At 41.2% G+C, this 20,957-nt stretch carries 18 protein-coding genes; 13 read left to right on the top strand and 5 right to left on the bottom strand.

All coding sequences use genetic code 11. The features are described 5' to 3' along the window. Nucleotides 1-183 precede the first annotated feature (183 nt). Together AC1DUD_RS12190 and AC1DUD_RS12195 are read left to right on the top strand one after the other, a co-directional pair. Nucleotides 184-1,695 (top strand): hypothetical protein, encoded by a 1,512-nt coding sequence (locus AC1DUD_RS12190; RefSeq protein WP_477374947.1) that lies wholly within the window; start codon nucleotides 184-186, stop codon nucleotides 1,693-1,695. Continuing rightward, complete coding sequence (locus AC1DUD_RS12195; protein WP_477374948.1) at nucleotides 1,695-2,246, top strand: hypothetical protein; 552 nt, start codon at nucleotides 1,695-1,697, stop codon at nucleotides 2,244-2,246. The genes AC1DUD_RS12190 and AC1DUD_RS12195 overlap by 1 nt, the downstream gene beginning before the upstream one ends. A 341-nt stretch (nucleotides 2,247-2,587) precedes the next feature. On the opposite strand, the gene AC1DUD_RS12200 is transcribed toward AC1DUD_RS12195, so the two are convergent. Beyond that, the gene (locus AC1DUD_RS12200; RefSeq protein ID WP_477374949.1) at nucleotides 2,588-3,247 is read right to left on the bottom strand and encodes a YceH family protein; all 660 of its coding nucleotides are present in this window, start codon (nucleotides 3,245-3,247) and stop codon (nucleotides 2,588-2,590) included. A 110-nt stretch (nucleotides 3,248-3,357) separates the two neighbouring features. On the opposite strand from AC1DUD_RS12200, the gene AC1DUD_RS12205 reads away from it, so the two are divergent. Next, nucleotides 3,358-4,167 (top strand): MBL fold metallo-hydrolase, encoded by an 810-nt coding sequence (locus AC1DUD_RS12205; RefSeq protein ID WP_477374950.1) that lies wholly within the window; start codon nucleotides 3,358-3,360, stop codon nucleotides 4,165-4,167. Here AC1DUD_RS12205 and AC1DUD_RS12210 read toward each other — a convergent pair whose 3' ends face one another. Then, a complete protein-coding gene (locus AC1DUD_RS12210; protein ID WP_477374951.1) occupies nucleotides 4,168-4,950 on the bottom strand; it encodes a M90 family metallopeptidase in 783 nt (260 codons plus the stop codon). Nucleotides 4,951-4,967: 17 nt separating this feature from the next. After that, the gene (locus tag AC1DUD_RS12215; protein WP_477374952.1) at nucleotides 4,968-5,675 is read right to left on the bottom strand and encodes a DUF92 domain-containing protein; all 708 of its coding nucleotides are present in this window, start codon (nucleotides 5,673-5,675) and stop codon (nucleotides 4,968-4,970) included. Nucleotides 5,676-5,734: 59 nt separating this feature from the next. On the opposite strand from AC1DUD_RS12215, the gene AC1DUD_RS12220 reads away from it, so the two are divergent. From AC1DUD_RS12220 to AC1DUD_RS12265, 10 genes are all read left to right on the top strand, one after another. Continuing rightward, a complete protein-coding gene (locus AC1DUD_RS12220; protein WP_477374953.1) occupies nucleotides 5,735-6,424 on the top strand; it encodes a class I SAM-dependent methyltransferase in 690 nt (229 codons plus the stop codon). 75 nt (nucleotides 6,425-6,499) lie between these two features. Further along, complete coding sequence (locus AC1DUD_RS12225) at nucleotides 6,500-7,354, top strand: pirin family protein (RefSeq protein WP_477374954.1); 855 nt, start codon at nucleotides 6,500-6,502, stop codon at nucleotides 7,352-7,354. A 94-nt stretch (nucleotides 7,355-7,448) separates the two neighbouring features. Further along, a complete protein-coding gene (locus tag AC1DUD_RS12230) occupies nucleotides 7,449-8,423 on the top strand; it encodes a YeiH family protein (RefSeq protein ID WP_477374955.1) in 975 nt (324 codons plus the stop codon). Between the two features lie 71 nt (nucleotides 8,424-8,494). Further along, a complete protein-coding gene (locus tag AC1DUD_RS12235; RefSeq protein ID WP_477374956.1) occupies nucleotides 8,495-9,583 on the top strand; it encodes a tetratricopeptide repeat protein in 1,089 nt (362 codons plus the stop codon). A 94-nt stretch (nucleotides 9,584-9,677) separates the two neighbouring features. Beyond that, nucleotides 9,678-10,607 carry an AraC family transcriptional regulator gene (locus AC1DUD_RS12240; RefSeq protein WP_477374957.1) on the top strand — a complete coding sequence of 310 codons (930 nt, stop codon included), beginning with the start codon at nucleotides 9,678-9,680 and terminating at the stop codon, nucleotides 10,605-10,607. A 112-nt stretch (nucleotides 10,608-10,719) separates the two neighbouring features. Beyond that, on the top strand, nucleotides 10,720-11,577 hold the full coding sequence (locus AC1DUD_RS12245) for an oxidoreductase (protein ID WP_477374958.1): 858 nt from the start codon (nucleotides 10,720-10,722) through the stop codon (nucleotides 11,575-11,577). Between the two features lie 390 nt (nucleotides 11,578-11,967). Further along, entirely contained in the window at nucleotides 11,968-14,709 is a 2,742-nt protein-coding gene (locus AC1DUD_RS12250) for an MBG domain-containing protein (RefSeq protein WP_477374959.1), read from the top strand. Further along, entirely contained in the window at nucleotides 14,706-15,389 is a 684-nt protein-coding gene (locus AC1DUD_RS12255; RefSeq protein WP_477374960.1) for a hypothetical protein, read from the top strand. The genes AC1DUD_RS12250 and AC1DUD_RS12255 overlap by 4 nt, the downstream gene beginning before the upstream one ends. A 310-nt stretch (nucleotides 15,390-15,699) precedes the next feature. Then, nucleotides 15,700-16,410, top strand: coding sequence for a ThuA domain-containing protein (locus tag AC1DUD_RS12260; RefSeq protein ID WP_477374961.1), 711 nt, complete (start codon nucleotides 15,700-15,702; stop codon nucleotides 16,408-16,410). A 258-nt stretch (nucleotides 16,411-16,668) separates the two neighbouring features. Further along, entirely contained in the window at nucleotides 16,669-19,581 is a 2,913-nt protein-coding gene (locus AC1DUD_RS12265; RefSeq protein ID WP_477374962.1) for a ligand-binding sensor domain-containing protein, read from the top strand. Between the two features lie 65 nt (nucleotides 19,582-19,646). Here the strand turns inward: AC1DUD_RS12265 and AC1DUD_RS12270 are convergent, their stop codons facing one another. Together AC1DUD_RS12270 and AC1DUD_RS12275 are read right to left on the bottom strand one after the other, a co-directional pair. Continuing rightward, nucleotides 19,647-20,405: a ThuA domain-containing protein gene (locus AC1DUD_RS12270; protein WP_477374963.1), complete on the bottom strand. Its 759-nt coding sequence runs from the start codon at nucleotides 20,403-20,405 to the stop codon at nucleotides 19,647-19,649. 18 nt (nucleotides 20,406-20,423) lie between these two features. After that, nucleotides 20,424-20,945, bottom strand: a complete 522-nt coding sequence (locus AC1DUD_RS12275; protein WP_477374964.1) for a hypothetical protein — start codon at nucleotides 20,943-20,945, stop codon at nucleotides 20,424-20,426. Nucleotides 20,946-20,957: the final 12 nt, after the last annotated feature.

Raw genomic sequence — 20,957 nt, forward strand, 5'->3', positions numbered from 1 at the left:
TGATGTTGTTACGCGAGCGTGGACGCTCGAAAAAAGCCAACAGAGGCAAATAATTTTCATTACTACTATTATCATTAAATTTCCTTTTTCATTCGTTGAACGGCTTCCATAGGGTTTTAATTAAAATATTTCCTTGAGGGAAATATTTTAATATCGTATATTTCAGCTATTAAATGAAATATTATGAAGAAACCTAAACAATTCCTGCAAAAAACGTTCGCATTGATGTTCGTTTTTGTTATTGCGGTTATTATTTACAGCTGTAAACGGGACACCCAATCCGTCAAAAACGTTGAAATTTCAGATCCTGTAATTTTCCAAGCAAAAAACTGGTACGAAAGTAATTATCCTACAAATGGATCTCCGTTGAGTACCCAGTCAGTTAACCATAAAGCTGATTTTAGCCAGTTTATCAAACCAAACTGGAAAAGAGGCAGAACTTACAAACGTTTCGATGATGATGTAATTGAGATGCCACTGGATGCATCGTTATCGGCCAAAATGGCCGTTGGCCTTAAATCGGACGCTTCGGACGACCCCGGTTATAATGCAGCACTTAGCACAAGTTCATTCCTGTTGCTCAAACAGATGGGAAAGTATAACGGGTATATCATGACCCTTATTGCTGACCCGGCATATATCAAAGGTGATTTGAGTAAGCTAAGCAGAAACCATTACAATAAACGGGATAGTGATTATAGTGGTGTGGTTATATACTCAACACCTAACGGCAAATTTGTGAACGGCTGGGTTTATAAAGATGGTATTCTCGCTTCTAAAATCTCGACTGAGGCAACATTGACTGGGGGCTCAGGAACAGAAAACAAAACAAGCGTACAAAGCGTCAAAACCGATAAGATTATTACAATCACAACATGCAAGGAATGGTATCAGACCGTTTCATTCAATGGTGTGACGTACGAACCGACTTATCTTGGGCGCACCTGTACAACAGCTACTGTGGATGATGGAACGGGTAGCGGCGGTAGTGGAGGAGGAACCGTTCCTGGTGGTGGCGGTTCTGGCAGCGGTAGCAGCACCGTTAATGTTCCTTGTGTTACGGGCTCACAAAATGTTTCAGCTGCCCCTAAGATCACAATTAACGGAATTAAAGTTAACTATGTACCGCCACCGCCGCCAATAGATGGGGGCGGTGGATATCCCCCGCCAAGCGGCAGTATTCCTTGCCCTACAGCTACCACAAGTAATTATACCAATAACGACGACAAAAACGATGCGGGGAAAGTTGTCAGCACAGATTGCAATTCGTTTGCCTTCACTAAAACGTCTACGGCTAACTGGCAAGAAGCAGGTGTTCGTCAAATCAGGCTAAAATGGGTTTGGATTGGTGGCAACAATAGCGGAATGTCCCGCACCGTTTATATTCCATCTGTGGTTTATGGTTTACCAACGCAATATCAAAACGCCAATGGGTCAATTACGATACTTACCCCCGGTGCTGCCGCGTCAAGGGCCGCACAAATAACGGAGGCGGCAAAAGTATTCACCTATCAGGAATTTAGAAATAGTCCTTACTACCCTACAGATGCCGAGGTAATGCAATATTTTAAAAATCAATTAGCCGCGTTAATGGCTTCTCAAATGGGAACAGCGGGCGCTACGGGTACTGGTAGCGGTGGTATCATTTTCAGGGAAGAAGACAGGAGTGATTTCTTTCCTTATAATTGTGATTGATGAAAATCAAAATAACTTTATTTCTTTTAGTAACTATTTTTACGCAAAAAACATATTCACAGGTGAGTACGACTTCATATTCAGAATTAAAAAATAAGGTTTTTAGCTTCGCTGAACTAAAATCTTTTATCGAAAGTGAATTTGTATCAGCCGCCTATACAAAAATACAATTAAGAGAAAGTAACCATCCGGTTGAACTGTATAGGTTCAACCGGATTAGGAAACCCTCTTATAGTCCGTTTAGTTTGTTGGGTATCAATGTGACAAATATCTATGCTTACAAAAAAGACGACGAACATTTTTGCCTTTATATATTGCTGCCGATTAATAATCGAAATCAGGTCGATCAATTATCTGATGAGCTGGGGCGACCATGGAATATAACGGCAGATGATTACGATAGAGGCAGTTATAGCTCCTTGATGTGGCAGCATGATAGGCTGGAAACTGTACTCATGAAGAATTTTGATTATTCAAACCCAGATGGTGGAAATCTGCTGCTTATTACTAATATACCACTAAAAGACCTTGTGAACAACGATCCTTGGTAGTAAGTACAAGTCTTGTATTCTAAAACTTTAGCTAATTATTTTTGTGTCAGCTGCTGTTTTTGCCTAAGTGTTTTACCCTTGTAGCTATATCATCAGCACTTCATAATTCGCTCTGATTATTGATTTTATGAAATTCCGGAAAATACTATCAATCTAGAATTTGTTCAATTCTTTAATTGGCCTACGTTACTCCGCAATTGTGTTGAAACTGGCATTATCGATTGCTTCAACATTGCGAGGTACGAAGCAATCGCGAACTATACAAAGCGGCTCTGTAAGTCGGGGATTGCTTCGTACCTCGCAATAACGAGTTGTAAAAAACTTAGTTCCAAAAAGTATTATTACTCCACTCCTAATTCCTTCATCAACCTGCCCACTGTTTCCTTCAATTCAGCAATTTCCTGTTCTGCTTTGCTTAAACGCGCTTCCAGAACCGATGAAGACGAACGTCCAACCGGTTCATCTGCAAAATCATCGTCATTAATTTCGGGTGTTCCACCTAATAAATGGGCGTATCTAACCTCTTTTTGACCGGGGCGTTTGGGTAATTGCACTATATAAGGCGTTTCCCCTCCGGCCAGTTTATCTAATATTTCCTGAACCTCTTCTATCGAATCAAACTCATACATGCGGCCGCTATTGGTATTTAATTCACCGGGTGTTTGAGGCCCGCGAAGGATCAGCAGGCAGATCAGTGCTACTTCTGACGGAATTACCGGGAATACTATCGCAAAATTGTGTTTGTATTTAATGTTACGAATGGAGCCTCCGGTAGCAGTAGACATCAATCCACGCCTTTTTAGGGAATTTAAAGCGGTGATAACCGTGTCATCATCATAATTAACAACCGGCTTGCGCGATGTTTTCTGGTTACAGGCGGCCACCAGTCCATTAAGGGTCATGGGATAATAATCGGGCGTGGTTTTGGCTTTTTCCATTAAAGTGCCAAGTACGCGTAGTTCTTCTGCATCAAGTACGGGTAAAGTTTGCGGTGAATCCATGGCTAAATATAAGCAGGTTTTTATAGCGTCAAAAAAAATTGCTAATTTTCTGAATGCTAAAATCATTGGGATTAAAATAATAACACCAAAATAGTTTACTTTGCATTTCAATGTCTTTATTCATTACATCATTAAATTCGGGAAGTAACGGCAATTGCTATTACGTGGGGAACGATCAGGAGGCTATATTGGTTGATGTAGGTATTTCATGCCGCGAAACTGAAAAACGCATGGCCCGGCTGGGTTTATCCATGCAAAAGGTAAAAGCTATTTTTGTATCGCATGAACATTCAGATCATATCCGCGGCATCCCTGTGTTAGCTAAAAAGCACCAGCTGCCGGTTTATATCACTCCGGGCACATTGATGCATCTTGGCGGGGTTGATCATTCTAAAGTTCATCATCTCAGCGCTTTTCAAACCGTATCTATCGGCGACCTGGAAGTAACTTCTTTCCCAAAAGTACATGACGCATCCGAGCCGCATAGTTTTATGGTAAGCTGCCGCGATGTTAAGGTTGGTGTATTTACGGATCTGGGAATAGTGTGCGACCAACTGATCCGCTATTTTAGCCAGTGCCATGCCGCTTTTTTGGAAGCCAATTATGATGATGATATGCTGGATAAAGGCGGCTATCCATATTACTTAAAACAGCGCATCCGTGGCGGCAAAGGGCATTTATCAAACAAACAAGCGCTCAGTTTATTTATGACGCACCGCCCGCCGCACATGACCCACCTACTGCTTTCACATCTTTCCAAAAACAATAATGATCCTAAACTGGTAGAAGATCTGTTTACCAATTGTGCCGATGGGATCAATATCATCGTAGCTTCGAGACACCAGGAAACCCCTGTTTATTATATCAGCAGCAAGATAGCTCAGCATGAACCTTTGGGACAGCTTGGCTTAAGCTTTTAATCAGACAAGATCGTTACCGGCCAAATCCTGCGAGAACATATTACTAAGCATCTCATAAAGCCCGGGGTGTTTATGCTTTAGTTCCGTAGGCTTTTGAAAAAAGTATTCGGCTACAACGGCTAAAAATTCGGCCTCATTGGTGATAGCATATGGATTAATATCGGAACGGCCATCTTCTATTTTATGGATCTCATGGTGGATCATTTTTAGCCATGGCATCACGTATTCATGCGCGAGCAGGTTTTCGGGCACACCGTCCGTAGCACCGTCAGATTTATCAAGCAGGTGTACAAACTCATGAATGGCTGTGTTCTCCTTCCCTGCCGATTTGCTGAAACTTTTCGTTAAAGCCGCCCTCGACAGGATCATCTGCCCATTCATATATCCGGAGCCTACCATTCCTAAAATGTTCCGATTCTCACCCTCAAACTGAAACTCGCTATCGAAAGTATCGGGGTAAAGGATCACATTGGTAAGGTTGCGGTATTTCCAATCATTAAAACCAAATATCGGGATCACCGCGCTTGCCGCTATCATCACTTTGTCGGCATCGCTCACCGTTGTGCCTACACCTTCAATAGTGATATCACTTAAAAATGCAGCTACTCTTTGCTCAAATAGTAGTTTCCGATCACTGTCGAGATGCCCGTAATAAGGAATATTTTGCTCTAAAAGCGATTTATAATCCAATTTGGTCCCAGGTGTTTCATTTACTACTTTCTTTTTATTGAGGATAAAGAATACAATCAGTGCAACAACGATCAGAATTATAACAGGAACCATTTTATTTACAGATAAAATTATAAAACAAAGTAAAACAACAGCATGAACAAGGCAGCTATCAGGGTATTCAAAAAATTCACGGTATTGTTGCCAATTATGCCTTTTCGCTCAAACACAGCCCCTAAAACAGAATCTGCTAAATTCCCAAGCGTACCGGCAACTACAATCCAGATGATGTTTATAGTCCAGCCTAAACCTATTGTATAAACAATAGCGATAACAACAGAGCCGGCTACTCCAATTAAAGTACCTTCCAAACTGATCACACCATCAAGCCCACGCACATCCGGCTTTAACGTTATGATATTAAAGAACCGTTTACCATAAACCATTCCGAACTCCGACGAAAACGTATCTGCCGTGGCCGAGGCAAAACTGGCCGCCATCATCAATTGTAAAACATGCGCATGCACCGGTAACAACAGGATCAAGATTCCGCATAACGCTCCGGTACCGGCATTGGCTAAAACCTGCGCTGCAGTCCTTCCGCCTTTTTGATCTGCGTTTAGATCCTTCTTGGTGCCGCTTTGCACCGAGGTAGCAGCTGAACCTAAAATGAAAAAAGTGGTCATCATGGCTAAACCGGTAAAACCGGCTCCGGCAAACACCAAAACAGCGACGGCGGCACCCGTTAACGCAGCTATTACAGTTAGCTTGCGTGCTGATATGCTATACGCAACACCGGCGACCAAAATGAGCGTCAATAAGCCATAACTTAACCACATAGCTAACCAAAGGGATTTAGTGCCGCTAAATTAAACTTTCAATTCATACTTTTGGGCACATGAAAGATATACTGGGCCAGGCCATACATGATCATTACAATAAATCAGCTAACCATAAACTGTGGATCAATAATCAATACGGGCCAAAAGAAGAAATGCCTGTTGATATTTATTTCAGGGATGAGGACGATATGCCAGATATTGAATGGCTGGCTATGAACGAATGCCGCGGAACGGTGCTTGATATTGGCGCCGGGGCAGGCAGCCATGCGTTGGTATTACAGCAGCGCGGATTTGATTGTACTGCACTGGATATATCACCACTGGCTTATGATGTAATAAAAGAACGTGGTGTAAACAAAGTACTTAAAGGAGATATTTTTGTTTACAATGAGCAAAAATATGATACCCTGCTCCTGCTCATGAACGGTATTGGCCTTGCCGGGACACTTGAAAACCTCAAAGTATTTTTACAACATATTAAACTCCTGCTCAACCCCGGCGGACAGATCCTGTTCGACTCATCGGACATTGCTTATTTATATGAAGATGGCCTGCCCGAAAAAGGCTATTACGGTGAGTTGCTTTATCAATACCAATACAGCCGTCAAAAAACCGACTGGTTTCATTGGCTCTACGTTGATGAAAAAACATTGGAGCCTATTGTTAACGAAGCAGGTTTTGACATGGAAGTTTTGTTGGAGGATGAGTTTAAACAATATTTGGTAAGGTTAACGCTCAGCAAGTAAAACCATCGTAATTTTCTTATTGGTTGTCGGTATTAATTACAGAATAAACTACTTTTATTATAACAACATCAACCAATGAAAAAAGCCATTATCCATATCCTTGCCGGCCGTGAAAAGAAAATCACTGCCCAAGAAACCGTGCGCCAGCCTTTGCCTCATAAGGATTTTCGCTTTGCAAACCCGTTTATAGTATTGCACCATATGGGCCCCGAAGTGATAGAGCCCGGTCAAACTTTACGGATCCATCCGCATCCGCATCGTGGTTTTAGTCCTTATACTATTATGTTACAGGGTGAAGGTTATCATAAGGACAATGCCGGCAACGACGAGGTGATTAAAGCCGGTGATGTACAATGGATGTTTGCGGGGAAAGGTATTATGCACAGCGAAGGTCCTACTGCCGAATTACTGCAAAAAGGCGGTGTACAGGAACTTATCCAACTTTGGATCAATGCACCTAAAAGCAAAAAATGGTATGAGCCCTTTTATCAGTCGGCCAAAGCAGATCAGTTACCTAAAATACTTATCGGCGAAGGCCTTGACTTTAACCTTGCCAGCGGCGATTATGAAGGCAAAACCGGACCTATCAAAAACTTCACGCCGGTTATATCTATTGTAGGGAAAATAACAGCAGGCAAAGAAGCAAATCTTAAAGCCACACCAGGCTACTGGGCATTAATTTATATTATAAAAGGCAGCGTTAATGTAAACGGTCAATCCATCAGCCAATATAATCTCCTTGTGTTTGAAAAGGAGAATGAGGGTATTTCGGTGTTAGCTGAGGAAGATTCTCAGGTATTATTCCTCTCTGCCGAACCTATCGACGAACCGGTAGCAGCTAAAGATAACTTTGTAATGAACACACCCGAAGAGATTGAACAAGCCCTTACTGATTATAAAAACGGAATGTTTGGAATATTAAACTATTAAATTTATAATAACTTTTGGTTATCACAGATTGCATTTTATGATAAAAAACCGGCGATAAATTCAAACACCTTTGTACCATCAAAACAAAGGAAAAATGAATACCCCACATCAATTAAACAACACCGGCGGCCTGTTATTGAACATCAATGAAAACGCCCGCAAGGTTATATTCGCTATATGTATCGTACTATGCCTGATGCCTTTTATGAGCCCTGCGGTAGCATTATTCTTAGGCCTGGTAGTAGCTCAATGCTCCGGTCACCCCTATTTGCACCTTAATCATAAGGCTACCCATATTTTATTGCAGGTTTCGGTAGTAGGCTTAGGTTTCGGCATGAATGTACACAGCGCCCTGCAAGCAGGTAAGGAAGGCATACTATTTACCATCGCATCTATAACCGGAACGCTATTATTCGGCACCTTAATGGGCAGATGGTTAAACATCGAAAAAAAGACCTCTTTTCTGATCTCATCAGGCACCGCCATTTGTGGAGGGAGTGCTATCGCCGCTATTTCGCCGGTGATTAAAGCCGAAGAAAAACAGATTTCGGTAGCGCTGGGCTGTGTATTTATCCTCAACTCTATAGCCTTGTTTATTTTCCCGCTGATCGGTCATTATCTTAATTTATCACAAACCCAGTTTGGTTTATGGTGTGCTATTGCTATTCACGATACCAGTTCGGTAGTTGGGGCAGCAAGTAAATATGGTACACATGCCTTGGAAGTAGCAACTACGGTTAAATTAGCAAGGGCATTATGGATCATCCCGGTAGCATTTTTATCTACTTTCCTGTTCAAGAACAAATCAAAAAAAGTAAGCATCCCGTATTTTATCGGCCTATTCATATTAGCTATGATAGCTAATACTTATTTACCGGTTGTAAGGTTAATGAGCCCATATGTAATTAGCATAGCCAAGGCGGGTTTAACGCTTACATTGTTTTTAATAGGCGCTGGCCTGTCACGAAAAGTATTGGCGTCAGTTGGGTTAAAACCGCTTTTGCAGGGAGTAGCGCTTTGGGTTGCTATATCAGGCGCTGCACTTTACGCGGTTATGCAATTAGCATAATAAAATCAGGTTACAACTATTGTAATTGTGATTGGTAAATAAGTATTTTAGAGTACTATAAACCTTACACAATGAACAAACCAGGATCTATTTTCATCACCCTGTTATTAACTGTATTTAGTTTTACCGTTTCGGCACAAACTGATAAAGAAACAGCCCTGCAAAAAGGCAAACAAGCCGTATCTCTTGAAGATGAAGGAAAATTTGATGAAGCCCTCGCTTTACTTACAGATGCTCAAAAGCTTGACCCATCAAATCTCACCTATCCTTATGAAATGACCTATTGCTATTACAGCAGAAAAGAATATCAAAAAACGATTGATGTTTTAGAAAGCATAAAGGATAAACCAGGATCATTTGACCGCATATACCAGTTATTAGGCAATAGCTATGATATATTGGGCCAAAGCGATAAAGCAATAAGCACATATGAATCGGGATTAAAAAAATTCCCAAAAGCAGGTTGCCTTTACCTTGAACGTGGGGTTATCCCCCTCGTAGCGAAGGATTATAACAAAGCCATCACCTATTTTGAGAAAGGTATCGAGGCCGAACCATCCTTTCCTTCAAATTATTATTGGGCGGCAAAACTTTACCTTGGCTCGGAAGAAAAATTATGGGGTATGATTTACGGCGAACTCTTCATGAACCTTGAGCGCAACAGTAAACGCACGGAAGAAATAAGCAAACTGCTATACAATGGGTATCAAAGCGGAATAAAGTATACAGAACCGGGAAAAACAGCCATCAGTTTTAGTAAAATAAGTACTATTTCAACCAGTTCAATTGGGGCGGGCGGGCAATTAAAGCTGCCATTCAGTATGATATATGAGCCTACTATGGGCATTGCAACTGTTACCGAAAAAAGTATCGACTTAAATTCGCTCGACAGGATCAGGCAAAATTTCCTGAAATCTTATTTCCAAAGAGAATTTGATAAAAAATATTCTAATGCCTTATTTGCTTACCAGGATTTAGTAGACAAATCCGGCAATATAGAAGCCTACAACCACTGGATATTAATGCAAGGAGATCCGGATGGATTCAATGCATGGGAAAGCAGCAACAAAACAAAATGGGATAATTTTCTGAAATGGTTTAATGAACACCCCATCGCACTGGATGATAACAACCATTTTATACGCTGGCAATACAACTAATAGCAGTTAAAACTTTATTTAAAACAGGTCATGTTCCTTCATAATAAATGGCGAAGGCAGTTTAGCTGTTTATATTTGTGTAAAGCATACTGTAATGAAACAAGCCACACTCGACGCCAAGACCATTGATACCCTGCGTGATCTGCCGGATATGATCCCAGTTATGCGCGATTTTTATGAAGAGTGGACCATCAAAGTCTTCGACCGTAAGCATCATGAATGCCGCAACTATCTATCACCCAACAGACGCGATTTTTATAAGATTTTGATGATAACCGAAGGTGCGGGTGTTTTTACGATGGGACTCAATACTTATTATATTGAAGAACCTACTATTCTTTTCATCCACCCAAATGACATCATATCCTGGAAAAACCTTTCGGACAGATCGGGCGGATATTATGTACTTTTTAAAAGGAGTTTCATTAATGATCATCCCCAGCTAAAAACCACCATTGACAAATATGGGTTGTTTGCCGAAAAGGAAAAAAGTGTAATCAGATTAAAAAACTCCGACCTGATTATACTTAATGGTCTGTTTGAACGCATGGCTCATGAAGAATTATCTAACAATCATTTAAAAGACGATGCCTTACAGGCCTATCTTCAATTATTAATGGTTGAAAGTATGAGGTTAGCCCAATTTCCGAAACCTGATAATGTATCTGACGAATACCATTACATCCACCAGTTTTTTCATTTGCTGGAGAAGGAAACATCGGGCATTAATTACACGTCGCCAATAAAAATGAAAACCGCCAAAGAGTTTGCGGCCAATCTTTCAGTTCATCCCAATCACTTAAACGCCGTATTAAAAAAACACACCGGGCAAAATGTAAGCACTCATATCCGCAACCGTCTGCTCGAAGAAACCAAGGCGCTGTTAGTTCAAACCGATTGGACGTTACAGGATATTGGTTACAGCATCGGTTTCGCTGAACAACCTAATTTCAGCCTTTTTTTCAAGAAAAACACAGGCATTACCCCGGCTGAATTCAGAAGATCATACCAGGCCACTGCATAGCTTACGTGCTTCTTTGATTTTCATAATAATAGCTTTGCTTTTGCTATAAGCCTCGCCTGCTTTTGTTGCCAACTTTGTAGTGTAAACAAAAACAAATTAAAAGCAACATAAAATGAAAACTCAAAAAGTATGGTTTATAACCGGGGCCTCAAGAGGTTTTGGTTTAGAAATATCAAAAGCTGTATTAGCATCAGGCGATAAATTAGTGGCAACCGTTCGCAAAGATCCCGAAACACTTGCTGCGCAATTTGACAATGATCCTAACCTGTTTGTTGTATCACTGGATGTTACCAATGAAGAACAAGCGAAAGAGGCAGCAGCAAAAGCCGTTGATCATTTCGGCAGTATCGATGTGCTGGTAAATAACGCGGGCTTTGGATTACTGTCAGCAGTTGAAGAAGCTACCGCCCAGGAAGTAAAGAGGAATTATGAAACCAATGTATTTGGTTTGTTAAATGTAACCCGCGCCATTTTACCTTACATGCGTAAAGAACGTAAGGGCCACGTGATCAATATATCATCAGTTGGTGGCCTGTCAGCTTATTTTGGCTGGGGTGTTTATGGTTCAACCAAATTCGCAGTTGAAGGCCTTACCGAGGCTATGGCTCTCGAACTTGCCCCGCTTGGCATCCATGCTACTGTTGTTGCACCTGGCTTTTTCCGCACTAATTTCCTCGACGAAAGTTCCCTTACCCGTACCTCGAATGAAATTGGCGACTACCACGAAACCGTAGGTAATATGCGCGCATTTGCAACCGAAGCCAACTACAAACAGCCCGGCGATCCTGAAAAGCTCGCACAAGCGTTCATCAAACTTGCCGCAGCTGAAAAACCTCCGGTACATTTACCACTGGGCAGCGACACCTTACAACGTTTCCGCGAAAAAACCGCAGCATTTGAAAAAGAGATTGAAGAATGGTACGATGTAGTGGTTGGTACAGATCATGACGATGTGAAACAGTCGAAATAATTGATAAGAACAAAGTCAAAAAGAAAAGGCTGTATCATAAATCAAATTGCCCCCTGGTGTTGCGTTACCTATGAATTGAAATTTAGCTGATAATATTTATACAAAAAGGGGGTAACACATTTTTTGTATAAAAAACATTTAATTATTTGATTATCAACTATATAAGTAAATATTAACGCTGAATTGTGTTAACCCTGTTAACCCCATTTTATTAGAAGAGGCTGCATCAGCCTCTTCTTTTTTAAAGCCTAAGTATTCGGAATTTGTTTACTATATATCCTTATGATGTATAGTAGTTTGGCAAATATTATCTATTTTTATGGCGTATTTAGTGCTAAATACAATATATTAAACTTTTAACCTTATCATCAATTCCCCCTCTGTTTCTATATGAAGAAACTGTATCCCCTGTTTATTTTACTATTTGTAATTACTTCCGTTAATAATTTATTGGGCCAAACGGTTACAAAGCCTTCGGCACCTGTAATAAGTTACGGTAGCGGCCTTCATACCTATGAAATCGGCAAACCAATACAACCATTAAAGGTAACCAATACCGGCGGTGCAATTCCTTTAACCAGCTTATTTTCTCAAACAAGCACCATAGGCGGCAATCATTTATATGGTTATGTAGATGGAGATAAGAAAAATGCACGCTTAGGTAATCCGCTTAGTTCGGCCAGAGATGCTGCCGGTAATATTTATATAGCCGATGCTAACAACAACGCTATCAGGAAATTGACACCAGATGGAGCAATAACCACCTTTGCCGGCAGCGAAGTTCTGGGTGCAAAAGATGGCAAAGGCAGAAATGCAACTTTTAACTATCCTACCGGTGTTGTAATTGCAGCTTCAGGAAACATATACGTCGCCGATTACGGAAACCACCTGATCAGAAAGATAACTCCGGATGGAACAGTTACTACACTGGCCGGAACAGGTTCTCCCGGACACGATAACGGTGTTGGAAAATTAGCCTCATTTAACCTGCCTTATGGCTTAACTGTTGACAAGGCCGAAAATGTTTACGTAGCCGATTCATACAACAATTTGATCAGAAAAATCACACCTGCCGGGGTGGTTTCAACAATAGCTGGTGTTCTTAACGGTGGTAATGTAGACGGGCCGGGGACAATTGCTGCCTTCCGCGTTCCATACGGTATCGCGGTCGATTCTAAAGGAAATTTATTTATTGCAGACAAGTTTAACGGCAGTGTTAGAAAAATAACACCAGATAACACGGTATCAACATTTGCAACCGGATCATTATTTCTACCTAACAGCGTTGCCGTGGATAGCCTCAACAATGTATATGCTTGCGGACAGATATCATTTGTAACCAAATTCCTGCCATCTGGCGCACAAAGCAGCAATATTCCGCTTTCGGGCTTTTTGCAAAAAGGATATGAAGAAGGTATAGATACAATTGCCAAATATTCAGATAATTTAGGCGTATCTTATGATGGTGCGGGAAACTTACTTGTATCCGACGGAAAAAACTTCGTATTACGAAAAGTAAACCTCTACGGCTATCAGGTTGAAGACCTGCTGCCTCAAGGGCTTTCTTTAGACAGCACCGGAACAATAACAGGTACGCCAAAGACACTACAAGGTATAAAACTTCACAGGATAGCGGGCTATAATGCAGGAGGAAAGGGCGAGAATGTTGCAACCATCCAAATAGTTAAAGGCAGCCAGGAAATAACCTTTCCTCCTTTACCCAAAGTAACTTATGGTGATAAAGCATTGGCATTAAAGGTTACAAGCACCAATACAACAATCCCTTTAATATATACCAACAGTGACCCTACGATAGCCAAAATAGATAAGGACAGCATCTATTTTATCAAACCAGGCAGTGTTACCATTACAGTCACGCAGCCCGGCAACGATCTATATCTTGCCGCAACACCGGTTTCACAGACCGTCACCGTTCAAAAAGCACCATTAACCATAACAGCGGTTGATACAGTAAGACTTTACAATACAGACAACCCAACATTTAGGATCACCTACAAAGGATTTGTAAATAAAGAAAATGAAACGATATTAAGTGCCGCGCCGGTAATAGCCAATGCTGCATCTAAATCTTCGCCCGCTGGCGATTATCCGATCACGATAAGCGGCGCCAAAGCCGACAATTATACCATCAGCTATGTACCAGGCACCCTAAGCATCATTAATTTGCCAACTATTACAGCCAATGGTTCTACTACATTTTTTGATGGCGGTTCGGTTACACTTTCAACAAATACGGCTGCCGGTTATACTTATCAATGGTATAAAGATGGTGCGGCTATAAAAGCAGCCACGGCCTCAACATTAAAGGTTACAGATGGCGGTAAATATACCGTATCAGTCACGCTGAAATCTTTCACCGCCAACTCCGCTGCCACTACAGTTTATACTCAGTTTAATCTGCCGACAAACAACTTCAAGCTAACATTAAACAGCACTACATGTAAAGGCAGCGCTAATGGATCTGTTAATATCGAAGCCGTTCAAAAATTAAATTATATAGCCTCTTTCGCTATTAATGGCGTCACTACAACTTACCCGTTTACAAATCAGCTAACTATTGATAAGCTTACTGCAGGTAACTACAGTTTATGTATAACTGTTGAAGGCAAAATTTATCAGCAATGCTTTAACGTGGTGATCACCGAGCCTGCCGATCTATCTGTTTATTCCACAGTTAATAATACACTCAATACGGTAAGTCTGCAGTTAAACGGCAGCAGCAGTTATAATGTAAACCTTAACAATGTGGTTTATACCACAACCGATAGCCAGATCACCCTGCCATTGATAACCGGTGCCAATAAACTCTCTGTCACTACCGACAAATTATGCCAGGGCATATTTGAAAAGATAATAAATCTGGATGGGCGTATGATCCCCTATCCTAACCCGTTCCAAAACGCTCTTAATGTTAATACAGGAAGCGGGAATATCAATAAACTATCTGTAACAATTTATAATGTGGTTGACGGTAAAACTGTTTATACTAACCAATACATTAACCAGGCAGGTAACCTGCAATTGGACCTATCGGCGCTGCCAAGTGGTGTTTACTCGCTTAATTTAATAATGGACGGAAAAGGCAGGTCATTTAAAATTTTGAAAAAATGAGAAATTGGATCTATAGTTTATTGATAGTATTAATAATTACCGGTTGCGGCAAGAAAACTCCGCCACCTGATGTTACACCGGTTGCAACAAACCTGGTATCGCCATTGAAAGATCAACCTTGTACTACAGGCACAATCATATCTGCCGATAAAAGCACGGTTGCATTTACGTGGGAAGCCGCCGATAAAGCCGAAGGCTATACGCTTGCTATAAAAAACCTGCTTACCAAAGTTGAAACCAAACAAACTGTTACATCAACCCAGGCCACGGCAGATCTGCTTCGCAATACCCCGTACTCCTGGTATGTGATATCCACTTCAACAAAAACCAAGGCTACAGCACAAAGCGCTACCTGGAAATTTTATAATGCCGGAGCCGGTACCATAAGTTATCCGCCTTACCCGGCCGAAATAACAGCACCTCTTTTTGGCGATAATGTAACTGCTTCGGCTGGAAATATTATGCTTAAATGGACAGGCAGTACGCTTGGAGCTGCAATAAAGGGGTATGACATTTACTTTGGAGACAATAATTCGCCCGCTCTGATCAAATCAAATGTATCCGACAGTCAATACCAGGTTGCTGTTAGAACCGGCACAACCTATTATTGGCGTATAGTTACAATAGACATCGCAGGGAATTATACAGATTCGGGGATTTACCAATTTTCGGTTAAATAGAAATTGCATCAATACTCTCAGATAAACAGCCCTTTGATTAACTCCAAAGGGCTGTTTTATTTAAATACTAATGCTAAGCGATCTTATATCCGGCTGCATCTAAATTCTCCATATAAGATCTGCCCTACTTTACCACTACTTTTTATCCTGCTAAGCTTTAAATAAAAAGTTTGATCTATCATTGCCGCCAAACGCTGATAATCTAAATCATTATATATCGCCAATGCAGCCCGATCGTCCCTTTGTAATCAAGTCCAAAAACTTAGTTCTCTTAATTTCCATGCTCTTCCTGCTGAGCTTTAATTCCTTTGTGAAAGCACAGCAAAATAGAACTCCGCGTTTCAGGGCCATTGCCATTGCCGAAATCGGAGGCGGCCACGCGTTATTTGACGCAGCAGCCAAACCATGGCTTGATAAACTTGCTGCCGACAGCAATTTTACGATAGATTATATCAGCGATACCAAAAAGATCAATAAAGATTTCCTGAAACAATACCAGCTATTTATCCAGTTGGATTACCCGCCTTATCCATGGGAAAAGGAAGCCCAGGAAGCCTTTACCGATTATATCGAAAACGCACGCGGGGGTTGGCTCGGCTTTCATCACCCTACTCTTTTAGGCGTTTTTGATGGCTATCCCATGTGGCAATGGTATTCGGACTTTATGGGCGGGATACAGTTTAAACTGCATATACCCGGTGGTACCGCAGCAGTCCTTCATGTAGAGGATAAGCAGCATCCGATCATGAAAGGCCTTCCATCAACCTTTATCACTGAAGATGAGTGGTACATTTATGATAAAAGTCCTCGCCCCAACGTTCATGTACTGGCCAGCATTGATGAAGCTACCTATTTGCCCAATAAAGATGTAAAAATGGGCGACCATCCGGTGATCTGGGCAAACGAGCACTTTAAAGCCCGAAACGTTTATATAGCTATGGGGCATTTTCCGCAGCTTTTTGATGACACAGCTTTTACGAGCCTGTTCCGTAACGCCATATTTTGGGCCGCCAAAAAATGATCCTTTTTGCTGAAAGCATAATTTAAATCCGATAACTGTTGTTTTAAAACCATCAAACAAACCCCTACAATACCACTACTGCAATCCATTGCAGGTTTAAAACACACGCTACTTTTTCGTTTAACCCTATTTGGCGATAATTAGCTGTGTAGTATATGTAAAATGTTAATTAAATTACGGCTCTCAACCAGTCGGCTGCTAACCAGGCCGGGCTGTATTACTAACCGAGTTTTACTCAACCGCCACATTAATCCGTTAATGAAGAAGTGCATCCTGTTTATCATTGTTCTGCGTGCATTCATATGTACATCTTTCGCTCAAACTACACTTGGCACTCCCGCTATTAGAAACTATACGCATAACGACTATAATGCCGGAAGCGAGATCTGGGATATTAAGCAGGACAAGAACGGCATCCTTTACTTTGCCAATGATGAAGGCCTGCTCACATTCGACGGCAGCTATTGGAAAACTTATCCCCTGCCCAATAAAAGCGCCATAAAGTCCGTAGCCATTGATCCTGCAGGCCGCATTTACGTTGGCGGGCAGGATGAGGTCGGTTATTTTTTTCCGAACGATGCAGGGATCCTTAAATTTCACTCACTTAAACAACTCCTCCCCCAAAAAGCGAGACAGTTTGCTGATATCTGGGATATTGTTATTTATAACGACGAGGTGTTTTTCCGTACCATAGAGTGCATTTTTGAATTAAAGAACAGCGCTATACGCACCTTCGATGCACCTGGCGGATGGATCCTGTTAAGCCAGGCTGGCGGCAGACTATTTGCCCACGATAAAGCGATAGGCCTGGTTGTTTTTAAAGATTCGCGCTGGCAAGCCTGTGTACAACAACCTACTACTAATTTAAGCATCACCGGCATCACCGAGTTTAACAAAGACACCTTACTGTTAACTACCCGCAAAAACGGCCTCTTTATCATGACGGGCACCTCGCTGATAAAAAAAACTACCGCTACCGATGGCATCCTGCTTACCGATCTCATAAACTTCGTTCAAAAAATTGGCACCGACAGATATGCTATTGGTACTTCAGCGAAAGGCTTAATTATTATTGACGGAAAGGGCAAACTGATCGAAAAATTCTCCAACAACCAGGGATTACAGAATAATAATGTTCATGGTGTATTGTTAGATAACAATCGCAATTTATGGCTTGGGCTGGAGAACGGGCTCGATTTTATCAACTACAACACTTCGGTTAAGAATATTTATCCCAATCGTGAAAACCTGGTAAAGAGCAATGCGGTAAGTATTTTTAATAACAAGCTGTTTATCGGAACATCAAACGGCTTATATGCTGCACCGTTGAGTTCACAGCAAAAGGACATCAGCATGACTACCGGTACTTTTACTGAAGTAGCGAACACTAAAGGACAGGTTTTAAGTCTTACGCAGATCAATGGGCATTTACTGGCTGGTCATCAGGAGGGCGTTTTACAAATAGATAATAACCAGGCTAAGTTGATAACCCCAGGCCCGGGTGCCTGGATGATGAAAACCGTTCCTGCCTCGCAGGATATTATAGCGGGTACCTATACCGGTTTCCAGCTTTTAAAGTACAACAACAATGGGGTTAATTTTGAAGGAAGAATAGACGGCATCTATGAATCATTAGGAAACCTCGCGATGGACAAGAGCAATTTTGTCTGGGCCACACATCCCTACAGGGGTATTTTTAAAGTACAGCTATCTGCCGATAGGAAAAAGATACTTGGTTATACCCAATACACTCAAAAAAGCGGTTTACCATCGGCACTAAACAATCACGTGTATTTTATTAAAAATAAAATAATAGCCGCTACCGAAAAAGGCGTTTACGAGTATAATGTCACCGAGGGCGACTTCACACGGTCGGCTTTTTATAAGCCTATATTTGATAAAGCAAAAATTGAGTTCCTTACCGAAGATAGTAAAGGCAACATCTGGTTTATTAGCAACCAGCGGGTTGGTGTAATCGATTTTGGCAAAAGATCAGCTAATTTACCTTACAAGGTGATCTACTTCCCGGAACTGGCCGGGCAAACGGTAAAAGGAGCAGAATACGTTTATCCCCACGATATGGAGAATATCTTCATCGGTTCAAATAACGGTGTATTCCATTTAAATTACCGGCAATACGTATCGTCAGAGAGCAAACTCAATGTATTGCTGACCACCGTGAAAGCCATAGCCGAGAAGGACAGTCTTATTTTTGGAGGATATTTTGTCAAAAACAACAAGATCGCTTCGGCACAAAACACCCAACAGATCGCTTCGTTATCCAACCACTGGAACTCCTTTCATTTTGAATATACCTCTACCCTGTTCGCTCAAAAAAGTAATGAAGAGTTTAGCTATAAACTTATAGGATTTGATAAGGAATGGTCACAATGGTCGGTAAAAACTGAGAAGGATTATACTAATCTTCCTTATGGTAAATACACATTTTCGGTAAAAGCGCGTAATAATTTAGGGGCAGCTTCCGCACCGGTTAATTATACTTTCATTGTTGAGCCGGCATGGTATCAAACTGTTTGGGCTTACATGGTTTATTTCCTGATCATAGCCTACGTGGTTTATATAGGCGTAAAGGCACAACAAAAACGCTTTGAACTGCACCAACAACGCCACGAAGAAGAGCAAAAAAGGCTGAGCTACCTCCACAGTTTGGAGCTCGACAGGAATGACAAAGAGATCATCGCACTTAAAAACGAAAAGCTTGAAGCCGAACTAACTTATAAAAACAAGGAATTGGCTACCCTAACCATGCAAATGGTTGACAGGGGCAAATTATTGCTTAACATCAAGGACGAGCTAATGGTGCTCATCAAAAAGCTAAATATCCCCGATGCATCTTACCAATTTAGAAGTGTGTTTAAGCTATTAAGCGATACCGAAAAGAGCGACGATGATTGGGATAACTTTTCTATGTATTTTGACCAGGTACACAATAACTTCATAACTACCATGAAGGCCAAGTTCCCCGGACTGAGCTCAACTGACTTAAAACTATGTGCTTATCTTCGACTAAACCTGTCATCAAAAGAGATTGCCCAGTTACTTAATATTTCGTTAAAAGGTGTTGAGATTAGTCGTTACCGGGTACGCAAAAAGCTGCAGTTATCAACCGAAACAAATCTCTATGATTTTTTAATTGAGGCGACTAAATGATATCAAAAAAAGCCATGTTCCTTACTGAACCATGGCTTTTTTATATCGACAGATGCTTAAACAGGTTATTTTTTGGCAGCTAACCACAACAGGGCATCCTCAAACATCTGATTTTGTTCCGGCGATGTAAATATCAGATCGCCATGGCCCATGTTCATGTACAGCATTTTATATTTGGTATTAGTCCATACTACGGGGATATCGCCCTCACGAATAATATCTTTTTTTCCCAGCGGATAATTGGCCGGATCGAGTGTTACCAGTACTTTGATATCTTTATTATCGCGCGGGTTGGGCTTCCAGCCATACCATTCGTTTATGGGCGCCACGTAGCTTTTGCCCAGGCTTTTGGTTACCGGGTGCGTATTATCATCAACAATCATTTTAGCTGGCAGCGGCGGCCAGTTATTATTGTAAAAGGTAGCCCCTAAAAAGTCAACAAACCAGGGCCATTTGGTATACTTATCATTATAGCCAGATACATGGAAGCCAAGCCATGCACCGCCATCGGCCATAAACTTTTCAAACGCACTTCGCTGTGCCTGGTTATGCGGAAACTCATTAAGCCAAACAACAACCTGGTAATTCTTAAGTTTTTCGTCGTTCAAATCACCCCAGTTGCTGGTGGTATCAAATGCAAAGCCTTTTGTTTTTGCCATTTTGCCATAAAACTTCATGGCATCCATGGCAAAATCAACGTGATCGCTTTCAACATTGGTTGAGTATAAAGCCAGTACTTTAAATTGAGATTGCTGGGCAAAGCTGGTGTTACCTGCCAAAAACAGCAACAGGAAAAGCGTTGTAGTGTATATCAGTTTCTTCATTGTAATACTTTACCAGGATTATTTATTCATTTCATTACCAACGGAATCCACTACAGTAGTTACAGTAGCACTTATCCCCCTAAATAAAGGATCATCATCGGCCGACCATGGTTTGCCACGTCTGAAATCCCACCAGCGGTATTCAATTTTTGAATATTCGTTTGAGATCCCTTTTTCAATCGGCTTTTCATAAACATCATAAACCTTAACCTCATAAGTAGCATCGTAAACTATCACATCAACTACAAACCTTACAAAACAATAATTGCCGGTATTGCCTATGTTAATTCGGGTAGTGTAGGTGCCTGTTATCTCGCCTTTCTTTTCGTTGGTAGTGATTATTGTCTTTTCATCTCCCTTAAACCAGTTTTGAGCTTTGATATACAGATCGGCTTTTTTAATTGTAGGATTGAGGGCGTAAACATTATCAAAATATACTTTACCATTACGCATTTGCAGCAAAATAGGTGAAGTATTCCCCTGCGCCATGCCCATAAATGGCATAAGCAAAAAGGACATGAACATGAGTTTTTTCATCATGATTGTAAATAC

The sequence above is a fragment of the Mucilaginibacter sp. P4_A11 genome, from assembly GCF_056402535.1.

Bases quoted from the DNA above. Each gene is read 5' to 3' on its own strand.
- AC1DUD_RS12190 (WP_477374947.1), top strand. From the start codon at position 184: ATGAAGAAACCTAAACAATTCCTGCAAAAAACGTTCGCATTGATGTTC.
- AC1DUD_RS12195 (WP_477374948.1), top strand. From the start codon at position 1,695: ATGAAAATCAAAATAACTTTATTTCTTTTAGTAACTATTTTTACGCAA.
- AC1DUD_RS12200 (WP_477374949.1), bottom strand. From the start codon at position 3,247: ATGGATTCACCGCAAACTTTACCCGTACTTGATGCAGAAGAACTACGC.
- AC1DUD_RS12205 (WP_477374950.1), top strand. From the start codon at position 3,358: ATGTCTTTATTCATTACATCATTAAATTCGGGAAGTAACGGCAATTGC.
- AC1DUD_RS12210 (WP_477374951.1), bottom strand. From the start codon at position 4,950: ATGGTTCCTGTTATAATTCTGATCGTTGTTGCACTGATTGTATTCTTT.
- AC1DUD_RS12215 (WP_477374952.1), bottom strand. From the start codon at position 5,675: ATGTGGTTAAGTTATGGCTTATTGACGCTCATTTTGGTCGCCGGTGTT.
- AC1DUD_RS12220 (WP_477374953.1), top strand. From the start codon at position 5,735: ATGAAAGATATACTGGGCCAGGCCATACATGATCATTACAATAAATCA.
- AC1DUD_RS12225 (WP_477374954.1), top strand. From the start codon at position 6,500: ATGAAAAAAGCCATTATCCATATCCTTGCCGGCCGTGAAAAGAAAATC.
- AC1DUD_RS12230 (WP_477374955.1), top strand. From the start codon at position 7,449: ATGAATACCCCACATCAATTAAACAACACCGGCGGCCTGTTATTGAAC.
- AC1DUD_RS12235 (WP_477374956.1), top strand. From the start codon at position 8,495: ATGAACAAACCAGGATCTATTTTCATCACCCTGTTATTAACTGTATTT.
- AC1DUD_RS12240 (WP_477374957.1), top strand. From the start codon at position 9,678: ATGAAACAAGCCACACTCGACGCCAAGACCATTGATACCCTGCGTGAT.
- AC1DUD_RS12245 (WP_477374958.1), top strand. From the start codon at position 10,720: ATGAAAACTCAAAAAGTATGGTTTATAACCGGGGCCTCAAGAGGTTTT.
- AC1DUD_RS12250 (WP_477374959.1), top strand. From the start codon at position 11,968: ATGAAGAAACTGTATCCCCTGTTTATTTTACTATTTGTAATTACTTCC.
- AC1DUD_RS12255 (WP_477374960.1), top strand. From the start codon at position 14,706: ATGAGAAATTGGATCTATAGTTTATTGATAGTATTAATAATTACCGGT.
- AC1DUD_RS12265 (WP_477374962.1), top strand. From the start codon at position 16,669: ATGAAGAAGTGCATCCTGTTTATCATTGTTCTGCGTGCATTCATATGT.
- AC1DUD_RS12270 (WP_477374963.1), bottom strand. From the start codon at position 20,405: ATGAAGAAACTGATATACACTACAACGCTTTTCCTGTTGCTGTTTTTG.
- AC1DUD_RS12275 (WP_477374964.1), bottom strand. From the start codon at position 20,945: ATGATGAAAAAACTCATGTTCATGTCCTTTTTGCTTATGCCATTTATG.